This window comes from Roseomonas sp. 18066, assembly GCF_902706185.1.
In the GTDB taxonomy this organism is placed as follows: Bacteria; Pseudomonadota; Alphaproteobacteria; order Acetobacterales; family Acetobacteraceae; genus Pseudoroseomonas.
Window position 1 is genome coordinate 1 of record NZ_CACSJM010000172.1, and the last position, 11,924, is coordinate 11,924.

The following is an 11,924-nucleotide window of genomic DNA, read 5'->3' on the forward strand; positions in this document are numbered from 1 at the left end:
TATAAGAGACAGGGTCAGCGTCGCGGCATGCACCGCCCCCGCCATCCCCGCAGCCGCCGGCGGCGCCCCCTCGGCCGAGGCGCTGGCGGTGCATGCCGCGACGCTGACCCTCGACACCCATGTCGACATCCCCTGGCCGGAGACGCCCGACCCGCGCGGCGCGACCACCCGCTGCGTCGACTATCCGAAGATGACGGCGGGCGGGCTGCGCTCGGTGATCTTCGCCGCCTATCTCCCCCAGGGGCCGCGCACCACAGAAGGCCATGCCGCCGCCGCCGCCCGTTGCGAGGCCATGCTGCGCTCGATCCGCGCGACGGCGGCGGGCGGCGACCGCCGCATCGTCACCCGCGCGGCCGAGCTGGAGGCGCTGCGCGGCCGCCCCGGCACCGGCGTGCTGCTGGCCGTCGAGAACGCCTATGGCCTCGGCGACGACCTGTCCGGCCTGGCGCTGTGGCGGGGGCTGGGCGCCTGCTACGTGACCCTCACCCATAACGGCCACAACCTGCTGGCCGATTCCGCCATCCCCCGCCCCGACCTGGGCGACGGGCCGGTGCTGCATGGCGGGCTTTCTTCCTTTGGCCGCGACGCCATCGCCGAGATGAACGCGCTCGGCCTGCTGGTCGATGTCTCGCATGCCTCCAAGGCCAGCATGCTGCAGGCGGTCGAGCTGTCGCGCGCGCCGATCGTGGCCACCCATACCTGCGTGCGGAGCTTGCGCGACCATCCGCGCAACATCGACGACGCGCAGATGGACGCGCTGCGGGCCAGCGGCGGGCTGATGCAGATCACCGCCGTCCCCGGCTTCCTGCGCGGGCCGGATGCCACGGGGCGGATCCGCGCCTCGGTCGCCGATATCGCCGACCATGTCGACTACGCGGTGAAGCGGATCGGCATCGCCCATGTCGGGCTGTCCTCGGACTTCGACGGCGGCGGCGGCGTGGAAGGCTGGATGAGCGCGGCCGACAGCCCGAAGCTGACCGCCGAGCTCCTCGCCCGCGGCTATGACGCCGAGGCGCTCGACCTGCTCTGGTCAGGCAATTTCCTGCGCGTCATGCGGGCGGCGGAGGCGGTGTCCGCCGCGCCGCCGCAGGGCTGACGGTTGGTCAACCCAATTCGAGGCTGACCAGGCCGTAGCAGGCGGCCAGGTCCAGCCGCGGGGCGGCGCCGGTATACATCCGCGCCGCCTCAAAATTCGCTTCCAGCCCGGCGTCGCGAGCCAGCGCCAGGCCGGCGGCGTTGGGCTCGGGGATGTCGAGCACCACAGGGCCGGGCAGCCCTTCGATCAGCGCGTTGAAGATCGCCCGGGCGGCGCCGTCGTCCCGCGCCATCAGCGGCGCGATCTTGTGGCCGTCGCGGGCCGGCCGGATCACGCCGAAGCCGCGGCCGGGGATGGCCAGCGCCCGATGCCCCGGCGCCGCCAGCCAGCCGCGCAGGAACTTTTCACGCGGCACGGGCGCCACATCCAGCGCCACGGCATCCGCCAGCGTCGCCAGCTGAGGAACACCCTTGGCGCCCGGGACGGGGCGCGGCACCCCGGCATGGCGGAGATTGCGCCAGGCCGGGGCAAAGCCGGAGCGGGCGTAATTCGCCTGCTGCGCCACCACGCCATCCAGCCCCACGTTGCGCCCCGCCAGATGCGCCATCGCCGCCCGCCACAGCGCGATGCCGAAGCCCTTCCCGCGATGCTCGGGGCGGACGATGTAGAAGCCGATGAAGCCGTGGCTGTCGCCCTGCCGCACGCCGGAAATGCAGGCCACCGGCACACCGTCGAGATAACCCAGAAAAAAGCCCTGCGGGTCGGCGGCGTGGAAGCCAGCGGCATCGGCGAGGCCGGGGTTCCAGCCTTCCGTCGCCGCCCAGTCCAGCAGGATCGGCATCTCGTCCAGGCGGGCGGGGCGAATATCCAGGGTCACGCAGCGAGTCTCCGGAGGGCGGCGCGGAACTCTGCCGCGATGGCGTCGCGCTGGATATGCCGCCCGTCGCGCACCACCACCGCGCCGCCGGCCACCACCTGGGTCACCGGATTGCCCTGGCCGCCGAAGACCCAGGCATCGAGCAGCGCATCCTCCTCGCGCCCGTAGAGCGCGGGGTGCTCGGGGTCCAGGCAGACCAGGTCGCAGCGCTGGCCGGCGGCGATGCCGGCGATCGGGCGGCCGCTGGCCTGGGCGCCGGCGACGACCGCGGCCTCGACCAGGTTGCGGCCGGGATGCGGGTGGGCGGCATCGGTCGCCACCGAGCGCTGCTGCTGCACCAGGCGCTGGCTGGTCTCCAGCTGGCGCATCTCGTCGCGCGGCGAGGTGCCGACATGGCTGTCGGTGCCGAAGCCGAAGCGCCCGCCGGCCTCGCGGAAGGTCGGCAGCGAGAAGAAGCCGTCGCCCAGGGACGCCTCGGTCGAGGGGCAGAGGCCCGCCACCGCGCCGCTCGCCGCCAGGCCGCGGGTTTCGGCCTCGGTCATGTGGGTGCAGTGGATCAGGCACCAGCGTTCATCGACCGGCAGGTTGGCCAGCAGCCATTCGACCGGGCGGGCGCCGGTGGCGGCCAGGCATTCGGCCACCTCGCGCTGCTGCTCGGCGGCGTGGATATGGATCGGGCCTTGGAAGTTTTGCGCGATGTCGAACAACATCGCCGGGGTCACCGCGCGCAGGGAATGCGGCGCAAGCGCCAGGCCGGCCTGGGGATCGCCCGCCACCGCGGCGCGAACCCCCTCGACGATGCGCCAGAAGCCGTCCAGGTCGTTGAGGAAGCGCCGTTGTCCCTGCACCGGGTCTTGGCCAAAAATGCCGCCATGGCGATAGAGGCTGGGCGCCATGGTGATGCCGATGCCGGCCCGCTTCGCCGCCGCCAGGTGGCGCAGCGCCATCTCTTCCGGCTGGGCGTAAGGCGTGCCGTCGGCCTGGTGATGCAGGTAGTGGAACTCGGTGATGCTCGAAAAACCCCATTCCAGGCATTCGGCATAGAGCTGGGCCGCCACCGCCTCGGCATCCTCCGGCGAGAAGCGGCCGACGAAGCGGTACATGGTGTGGCGCCAGGTCCAGAAGCTGTCGGTGCCGCCCTCGGCGTCGCGGGCCTCGGGGGGCGAGCGGCGCTCGGTCAACCCGGCCATGGCGCGCTGGAAGGCATGCGAATGCAGGTTGGGGATGCCGGGGATGACGACGCCCGGCAGGCGCTCGGCGCCCGCAGGATCGCCGCCAGGGGTCACTGAAAGAATACCCCCTGCCCCGTCGGTCTCGATGCGGAGATCGCGCGCCCAGCCTTCGGGCAGCAGGGCGGAGGCGGCGAAGAAGGCGGTCATGGGCGGCTCCCCGAAGGCAATGACCCGAGCATGCCATCGCGGTTGACGAAACTTGTCAAGACAACCATGCTCAACCCCATGTCCGATGCCCCGACGCTGCTCCCGACGCCCAGCCCGGCGACGCCGCGCTACCAGCAGATCAAGGCGCTGATCCTGTCCCGCGTCGCCAGCGGCGAATGGCCGGCGGAGGAACGGCTGCCCTCCGAGAACGAGCTGGTGAAGATGACGGGCGTGTCCCGCGTCACGGTCAACCGGGCGCTGCGCGAGCTGGCCGATGCCGGGCTGCTGACGCGGGTGCAGGGCGTCGGCACCTTCGTCGCCGATGCCAAGCCGCAATCCAGCCTGCTGGAGCTGCGCGACATCGCCGAGGAGATGGCCGAGCGCGGCAGCCGCCATGCCGCCCGCGTCCTGGCCCAGCAGCGGCTGCGCGCCGATCCGGCCATGGCCGTCGCCTTCGGCCTGCCGCCCGGCGCCGAGCTGTTCCATGCCCGGCTGGTGCATCTGGAGAACGGCGTGCCGGTCCAGCTGGAGGAACGCTACGTCAACCCGGTCATCGCCCCCCGCTTCCTCGAGCAGGATTTCTCCCGGATCACGCCCTACCGCTTCCTGACCTCCTGCGCCCCCGCGGAGCGGGTGGAGCATGTGGTGGAGGCCGGCTGCGCCGACGCCGCGACGGCGGCCGCGCTGGACATGCCACTGGAAGAACCCTGCCTCGTCATCCATCGCCGCACCTGGTCCTGGCGGGTGGTCGCCACCCGCGCCCTGCTGACCCATCCCGGCACGCGCTACCGCCTCGGCAGCGCCCTCGACTGACTGCTGACCCGTTCATAGGGAAAAGACATGTCGCAGACCCGTTTCCGCAACGCCCCCGCGATCCGCAGCCCGCGCGGGCCCGAGATCACCGCCCGCCACTGGACCACCGAGGCGGCGATGCGGATGCTGATGAACAACCTGGACGACGAGGTCGCGGAAAAACCCGGCGAGCTCGTGGTCTATGGCGGCATCGGCCGCGCCGCCCGCGACTGGGCCAGCTATGAGCGCATCCTCGAGGTGCTGAAGCGGCTGGAGCAGAACCAGACGCTGCTGGTGCAGTCCGGCAAGCCGGTCGGCGTCTTCGAGACGCACCCGGATGCGCCCCGCGTCCTGCTGGCCAATTCCAACCTGGTCCCCGCCTGGGCCAATTGGGAGCATTTTTCTCAATTGGATCGCGCGGGCCTGATGATGTACGGCCAGATGACCGCGGGGTCCTGGATCTATATCGGCAGCCAGGGGATCGTGCAGGGCACCTACGAGACTTTTGCGGAAGCCGGCCGCCAGCACTTCGGCGGCGAGCTGGGCGGGCGCTGGATCCTGACGGCGGGCCTCGGCGGCATGGGCGGCGCGCAGCCGCTGGCCGGCGTCTTCGCCGGGGCCGCGGTCCTGGCGGTGGAATGCCAGCCCAGCCGCATCGAGAAGCGGCTGGAGACCGGCTACCTCGACGCCAAGGCCGACAGCCTGGACGAGGCCCTGGCGATGATCCAGGACGCCTGTGCGAAGCGGAAGGCGATCAGCATCGGCCTGCTGGGCAATGCCGCCGAAATCTTCCCCGAGCTGGTGCGGCGCGGGGTGAAGCCCGACATCGTCACCGACCAGACCAGCGCGCATGACCCGGCCAACGGCTATCTCCCCGCCGGCTGGAGCCTCGCCGACTGGGAGGCCAAGCGCGAGAGCGACCCGGCAGCCGTCGCCGCCGCCGCCAAGCGCAGCATGGTCGCGCATGTCCAGGCGATGCTCGACTTCCAGCGCATGGGCAGCAAGGTGCTCGACTACGGCAACAACATCCGCCAGATGGCCAAGGACGAGGGCCTGGCCAACGCCTTCGATTTTCCTGGGTTTGTCCCCGCTTATATCCGGCCGCTCTTCTGCCGTGGCATCGGGCCCTTCCGCTGGGCGGCGCTCTCGGGCGATCCGGAAGACATCCGGAAGACGGATGCCAAGGTGAAGGAAATCATCCCGGATGATCCGCACCTGCACCGCTGGCTCGACATGGCCGCCGAGCGGATTCAGTTCCAAGGCCTGCCGGCGCGGATCTGCTGGGTCGGGCTCGGGCAGCGGCACCGCCTGGGCCTCGCCTTCAACGAGATGGTGGCGAAGGGCGAGCTTTCCGCCCCCGTCGTTATCGGCCGTGACCATCTGGACAGCGGCTCGGTCGCCTCGCCCAACCGCGAGACCGAGGCCATGAAGGATGGGTCGGACGCCGTCTCCGACTGGCCGCTGCTGAACGCGCTGCTGAACACCGCCTCGGGCGCCACCTGGGTGTCGCTGCACCATGGCGGCGGCGTCGGCATGGGCTATTCGCAGCATGCCGGCATGGTCATCGTCGCCGACGGCACCCCCGACGCCGCGCGGCGGCTGAAGCGCGTGCTGTGGAACGACCCGGCCACCGGCGTCATGCGCCATGCCGATGCCGGCTACGACATCGCCATCGACTGCGCCCGCGAGCAGGGCCTCGACCTTCCCATGATCGGAGCCGCCCCGTGATCGTCACCCCTGGGATCATCGCCCCCGGCACCGCCACGCTGGACGACCTGCGCGCCATCGCCGAGGGCGCCGCCCTCGCGCTGCCGGAAGGCTGGCAGGCCCCGGTGCAGGCCTCGGTCGATGCGCTGGCCGCCCGCATCGACAGCGGCGAGGCGCTGTATGGCGTCAACACCGGCTTCGGCAAGCTGGCCAGCCAGCGCATCGGCCGCGAGGACCTGACCCGGCTGCAGGGCAACCTGCTGCGCAGCCATGCCGCCGGCACCGGCGCCTTCCTGCCCGCCCCGGTGGTGCGGATGATCCTGGCGCTGAAGGCGCTGTCGCTGGCCCGCGGCGCCTCCGCGGTGCGGCCCGCGGTGATCGAGGCGCTGCTGGCCCTGCTGCGCGCCGATATTCTTCCCGCCATCCCGGCCAAGGGCTCGGTCGGCGCCTCGGGCGACCTGGCGCCGCTGGCCCACCTGTCCCTGGTGCTGATCGGCGAGGGCGAGGCCCTGGTCGGCGGCCGCGTCGTCACCGGCGCCGAGGCCCTGGTGGAAGCGGGCATCGCCCCCCTCACCCTCGGCCCCAAGGAAGGCCTGGCGCTGCTCAATGGCACCCAGGTGTCGACGGCGCTGGCGCTCGCCGGGCTCTTCGCGGCGCAGCGGCTGTGGCAGACCGGGCTGACCGCCGGCGCGCTCAGCACCGATGCCGCGCGCGGCTCCGACACCCCCTTCGACCCGCGCATCCATGCGCTGCGCGGCCAGCTGGGCCAGATCCAGGCGGCGGCGGCGCTGCGCCGGCTGCTCGACGGCAGCACCATCCGCGAGAGCCACCGCCAGGGCGACACCCGCGTCCAGGACCCCTATTGCCTGCGCTGCCAGCCGCAGGTGATGGGCGCCTGCCTCGACCTGCTGGAGCATGCCGCCACCATCCTGGGCCGCGAGGCCAATGCGGTGACCGACAACCCGCTGGTCACCGCCGAGGGCGAGGTTCTCTCCGGCGGCAATTTCCACGCCGAGCCGGTGGCCTTCGCCGCCGACACCATCGCCCTCGCTTTGGCGGAGATCGGCGCCATCGCCGAGCGCCGCATCGCGCTGCTGACCGACCCGGTGCTGTCCGGCCTGCCGGCCTTCCTGGTGCGCGAGGGCGGGCTGAATTCCGGCTTCATGATCGCCCAGGTCACCGCAGCGGCCTTGGCCAGCGAGAACAAGGCGCTGGCCCATCCGCGCAGCGTAGACAGCCTGCCGACCAGCGCCAACCAGGAGGACCATGTCAGCATGGCCACCGGCGCCGCGCTGCGCCTGGCCGAGATGGCGGAGAATGTCGCCGCCATCCTGGCGATCGAGCTGCTGGAAGGCGCCCAGGGCGTCGAGTTCCACCGGCCGCTGACCTCCTCCGTGCCGCTCGAGGCGGCGCTGGCGACGGTGCGCGAGGTTGCCGCCCCCTGGGACGAGGACCGCTTCATGGCCCCCGACATCGCCGCGGTGAAGCGGCTGGTCGAGCATGGCGCCTTCGCCGGGCTCCCCCCCGCATGAGCCGCTTCGACCATATCTGGCTGAATGCCCAGCTGGCCACCATGGACGGGCCGGCCAGCGACCCGCTGGGGATCGTCGCCGATGGCGCCGTGGCGGTGGCGGAAGGCCGCATCGCCTGGGTCGGTCCGCGCGCCGCGCTGCCGGCCAGCGACGCGCCGGTGACCGATTGCGGCGGCGCCTGGATCCTGCCCGGGCTGATCGACTGCCACACCCACCTGGTCTTCGGCGGCGACCGCGCGGCCGAGTTCGAGCAGCGGCTGGACGGCGCCACCTATGAGCAGATCGCCCGCGCCGGCGGCGGCATCTTCTCCACGGTCCGCGCCACCCGGGCGGCGTCGGAGGAAGACCTGTTCCAGGCCGCCCGGCCGCGGCTGGAAGGGCTGCTGGCGGAAGGCGTCACCACGCTCGAGATCAAGTCCGGCTATGGGCTGGAGCTGGAGAGCGAGCTGAAGATGCTGCGCGTCGCCCGCCGCCTGGCCGCCACCCATCCGGTGGCGATCCAGACCAGCCTGCTGGCCGCCCATGCCGTGCCGCCCGGCTTCCCCGGCGGCGCCGAGGCCTATACCGACTTCGTGGTGCGCGAGGCGGTGCCGCAGGCCGCCGCCGCGGGCCTGGCCGATGCGGTCGACGCCTTCTGCGAGGGCATCGCTTTCTCGCCTGCCCAGACCGCCCGCGTCTTCGAGGCGGCGCGGGCGCATGGCCTGCCGGTCAAGCTGCATGCCGACCAGCTGTCGGATCTCGGCGGCGCGGCGCTGGCGGCGCGTTTCTCCGCCCTCTCCGCCGACCACCTGGAGCATGCCAGCGCCGAAGGGCTGGCGGCCATGGCGGCGGCGGGGACGGTCGCCGTGCTGCTGCCCGGCGCCACCTATTTCATCCGCGAGGCGCGCCACCCGGATATCGCGGCGATGCGGGCCGCCGGCCTGCGCATGGCGCTGTCGACCGACATGAACCCCGGCTCCTCGCCGGCGCGGTCGCTGCTGCTGATGCTGAACCTGGGCTGCACCCTGTTCCGGCTGACCGTGGCCGAGGCGCTGCTGGGCGTCACCCGCCATGCCGCGGCCGCGCTGGGCCTGGCCGATCGCGGCCGGCTGGCGCCCGGGCTGCGCGCCGACCTGGCGCTGTACCGGATCTCCCGCCCGGCGGAGCTCTGCTACTGGATCGGCGCCAATCCCTGCATCGGCCGGGTGGTCGGCGGCGCCTGATCCGCGGCGACTTTCGCCAAGCACTGGGCGCATGTGGCCCCCTGCTGGCTGCATGGCCCGGGGTGCGGCGGCGGGCCGATGGCGGGGTGGTCGCGGAGTCTCCAGCCCCGCCGCCAGGGTTTTGCGGGCCGCAAAAGCTTCATGCGCTGCGCAGCAAGAATGACATGCGGCGCCGGGTGGCGTTGCATTGATGTCGTGGCAGCGGCTTCCGGCGCAAGCTTCCGTCTTCAGGGCCGGTTTCACCGCCCGGCCTGTTGCCGGGAGCCCTATGCGAACAGGCATTTAACCAGGATCCGGTTAAACACCCTATTGCAGTGCAGCATCAGGGGCTTAGCCATCGCCTCCCGCTTGCAGTACGGGCTGCGGCCACGTATCTCCGGCTTGCGCTGCCGCCAATCTCGTGCGGCGGCGGGCAGAATGGAGCAGCCGGATGGTCCAAGGCGCCGATGCGGGCACCACCAAGCGTCGCGGCAAGGCGAAGGCCCCCCCCGCGAATGCGGAGGGCCTGACGCAGGAGCAGATGCTCCAGGCTTATCGCGACATGCTGCTGATCCGGCGCTTCGAGGAGAAGGCCGGCCAGCTTTACGGAATGGGTCTGATCGGCGGCTTCTGCCACCTCTATATCGGCCAGGAAGCGGTGGTGGTCGGCATGCAGCTGTGCCTGCAGCCGGGCGACCAGGTGATCACCTCCTACCGTGACCACGGCCATATGCTGGCCACCGGCATGGAGGCCCGCGGCGTGATGGCGGAGCTGACCGGCCGGTCGGGCGGCTATTCCAAGGGCAAGGGCGGGAGCATGCACATGTTCTCCCGCGAGAAGGGCTTCTACGGCGGCCACGGCATCGTCGGCGCCCAGGTCAGCATCGGCGCGGGCCTCGCCTTCGCCAACATGTACCGCGAGGACGGCACCGTCTGCCTGACCTATTACGGCGACGGCGCGGCGAACCAGGGCCAGGTCTTCGAGAGCTACAACCTCGCCGCCCTGTTCAAGCTGCCGGTGATCTTCGTCATCGAGAACAACAAGTACGGCATGGGCACCAGCGCCGACCGCGCCTCGGCGTCGAAGGACCGCTCGAAGGACGGCTCGCCCTGGGGCATCCCGGGCGAGCAGGTCGACGGCATGGATGTCGCCGCCGTCAAGGCCGCCGGCGAGCGCGCCGTGGCCCACTGCCGCGCGGGCCGCGGCCCCTACATCCTCGAGATGCAGACCTACCGCTACCGCGGCCACTCCATGTCCGACCCGGCGAAGTACCGCACGCGGGAGGAGGTGCAGAAGATGCGCGAGCAGCATGACTGCATCGAGACCGCCCGCAAGATCCTGCTCGAGGCCGGCCTGCCCGAGGCCGAGCTGAAGACCGTCGACGACGACGTCAAGGCGATCGTCGCCGACAGCGCCGAATTCGCCCAGACCTCGCCCGAGCCGGACGAGAGCGAGCTGTGGACCGACATCCTGCTGGAGGCCCGCTGATATGGGTGCCACGATCCTGATGCCCGCCCTCTCCCCCACCATGACCGAGGGGAAGCTGGCGCGCTGGCTGAAGAAGGAAGGCGACGCGGTCAAGTCCGGCGACGTGCTGGCCGAGATCGAGACCGACAAGGCGACCATGGAAGTGGAAGCCGTCGATGAGGGCACGCTGACCAGGATCCTGGTGCCGGAAGGCACCGAGAGCGTCGCCGTCAACTCGGCCATCGCCGAGATCGATGGCGGCGAGGGTGGCGCCGCCGCGGCCCCGGCCGAGAAGCCGGCCGCCGCGGAAGTGCCGGAAGCCAAGGCCGAGACCCCGGGCGCCGCCGCCCCGGTCGGCACCGCGGTGCATGCCGCGCCGAAGGGCCCGGCCTCCGAGCCCGAGAAAGACTGGGGCCCGACCAAGTCGATCACGGTGCGCGAGGCGCTGCGTGACGCCATGGCCGCCGAGATGCGCCGCGACGACAAGGTTTTTCTCCTTGGCGAAGAGGTCGCCCAGTACCAGGGCGCCTATAAGATCAGCCAGGGCCTGCTGGACGAGTTCGGGGCGAAGCGCGTCATCGACACGCCGATCACCGAGCACGGCTTCACCGGCATGGCGGTCGGTGCCGCGATGTCGGGCCTGCGCCCGATCGTCGAGTTCATGACCTTCAACTTCTCGATGCAGGCGATCGACCACATCATCAACAGCGCCGCCAAGACGCTGTACATGTCCGGCGGCCAGCTGGGCTGCCCGATCGTCTTCCGCGGCCCGAACGGCGCCGCCGCCCGCGTCGCCGCCCAGCACAGCCAGTGCTACGCCTCCTGGTACGCGCATGTGCCCGGCCTGAAGGTCGTCGCACCTTGGTCGGCGGCCGATGCCAAGGGCCTGCTGCGCGCCGCCATCCGCGACCCCAACCCGGTGGTCTTCCTCGAGAACGAGATCCTCTACGGCCAGAGCTTCGAATGCCCGACCGATGACGACTTCATCCTGCCGATCGGCAAGGCGAAGATCGAGCGTCAGGGCAAGGATGTCACCATCGTCGCCTTCTCGATCGAGGTCGGGCTGGCGCTGAAGGCGGCCGAGAAGCTGGCGGAAGAGGGCATCGACGCCGAGGTCATCAACCTCCGCTCGATCCGTCCGCTCGACATCGACACCATCGTCGCCTCGGTGAAGAAGACCAACCGCCTGGTCACCGTCGAGGAAGGCTGGGCCTTCTCCGGCATCGGCGGCGAGGTCGCCATGCAGGTGATCGAGCACGCCTTCGACCATCTGGACGCGCCGCCGGTGCGGGTCGCCGGCCTCGACGTGCCGATGCCCTATGCCGCCAACCTCGAGAAGCTGGCGCTGCCGACCATCGACCATGTGGTCGAGGCGGTGAAAACCGTCACCTACAAGAAGTAAGAGGAAGCGGGACGATGGCCACCAACATCCTGATGCCCGCCCTCTCCCCCACCATGACGGAGGGGACCCTGGCGCGCTGGCTGAAGAAGGAAGGCGACACGGTCAAGTCCGGCGACGTCCTCGCCGAGATCGAGACCGACAAGGCGACCATGGAGATCGAGGCGGTGGACGAAGGCGTCCTCGGCAAGATCCTGGTCGCCGACGGCACCGAGGCGGTGGCCGTGAACACGCCGATCGGCATCATCGTCGAGGCCGGCGAGGCGGTGCCGAGTGGCGCTGCCGCCCCGGCTGCGAAGGCCGAGGCCGCCAAGCCGGAGGCCAAGGCCGAGGCGACCCCGGCCGAGGCCCCCAAGGCCGAGGCCCCGAAGACTGAGGCCCCCAAGGCGGCGGCCGCGCCGGTGCCGGCCTCGGGCGATCGCGTCGTCGCCTCGCCGCTGGCCCGCCGCATGGCGGAGCAGGCCGGCCTCGACCTGTCCGGCCTGCAGGGCTCCGGCCCGAACGGCCGGATCGTCAAGGCCGATGTCGAGGCCGCCGCCGGCAAGCCGAAGGC

The 11,924-nt window shown here is 71.4% G+C and carries 10 protein-coding genes; 8 read left to right on the top strand and 2 right to left on the bottom strand.

From position 1 onward, the window contains the following. Nucleotides 1–43 precede the first annotated feature (43 nt). Entirely contained in the window at nt 44–1,096 is a 1,053-nt protein-coding gene (locus tag GVN67_RS24940) for a dipeptidase (protein ID WP_160000032.1), read from the top strand. Between the two features lie 7 nt (nt 1,097–1,103). Here GVN67_RS24940 and GVN67_RS24945 read toward each other — a convergent pair whose 3' ends face one another. Together GVN67_RS24945 and GVN67_RS24950 are read right to left on the bottom strand one after the other, a co-directional pair. Further along, nucleotides 1,104–1,913: a GNAT family N-acetyltransferase gene (locus GVN67_RS24945; RefSeq protein WP_200845387.1), complete on the bottom strand. Its 810-nt coding sequence runs from the start codon at nt 1,911–1,913 to the stop codon at nt 1,104–1,106. Next, on the bottom strand, nt 1,910–3,292 hold the full coding sequence (locus tag GVN67_RS24950; protein ID WP_160000025.1) for a formimidoylglutamate deiminase: 1,383 nt from the start codon (nt 3,290–3,292) through the stop codon (nt 1,910–1,912). The genes GVN67_RS24945 and GVN67_RS24950 overlap by 4 nt, the downstream gene beginning before the upstream one ends. 78 nt (nt 3,293–3,370) lie before the next feature. On the opposite strand from GVN67_RS24950, the gene hutC reads away from it, so the two are divergent. From hutC to GVN67_RS24985, 7 genes are all read left to right on the top strand, one after another. Then, on the top strand, nt 3,371–4,105 hold the full coding sequence (hutC, locus tag GVN67_RS24955) for a histidine utilization repressor (protein ID WP_160000026.1): 735 nt from the start codon (nt 3,371–3,373) through the stop codon (nt 4,103–4,105). Nucleotides 4,106–4,132: 27 nt separating this feature from the next. Further along, on the top strand, nt 4,133–5,812 hold the full coding sequence (gene hutU / locus GVN67_RS24960; protein ID WP_160000027.1) for a urocanate hydratase: 1,680 nt from the start codon (nt 4,133–4,135) through the stop codon (nt 5,810–5,812). Continuing rightward, nucleotides 5,809–7,323 (top strand): histidine ammonia-lyase, encoded by a 1,515-nt coding sequence (gene hutH / locus GVN67_RS24965; protein ID WP_235035468.1) that lies wholly within the window; start codon nt 5,809–5,811, stop codon nt 7,321–7,323. The genes hutU and hutH overlap by 4 nt, the downstream gene beginning before the upstream one ends. Beyond that, entirely contained in the window at nt 7,320–8,525 is a 1,206-nt protein-coding gene (gene hutI, locus GVN67_RS24970) for an imidazolonepropionase (RefSeq protein WP_160000028.1), read from the top strand. The genes hutH and hutI overlap by 4 nt, the downstream gene beginning before the upstream one ends. A 520-nt stretch (nt 8,526–9,045) precedes the next feature. Then, entirely contained in the window at nt 9,046–9,993 is a 948-nt protein-coding gene (gene pdhA / locus GVN67_RS24975; RefSeq protein WP_235035469.1) for a pyruvate dehydrogenase (acetyl-transferring) E1 component subunit alpha, read from the top strand. Between the two features lies 1 nt (nt 9,994). After that, the gene (locus tag GVN67_RS24980; RefSeq protein WP_160000030.1) at nt 9,995–11,374 is read left to right on the top strand and encodes a pyruvate dehydrogenase complex E1 component subunit beta; all 1,380 of its coding nucleotides are present in this window, start codon (nt 9,995–9,997) and stop codon (nt 11,372–11,374) included. Between the two features lie 14 nt (nt 11,375–11,388). After that, nucleotides 11,389–11,924, top strand: a 536-nt coding sequence (locus GVN67_RS24985) for a biotin/lipoyl-containing protein (RefSeq protein ID WP_160000031.1), incomplete at its 3' end; no start/stop codon positions are given.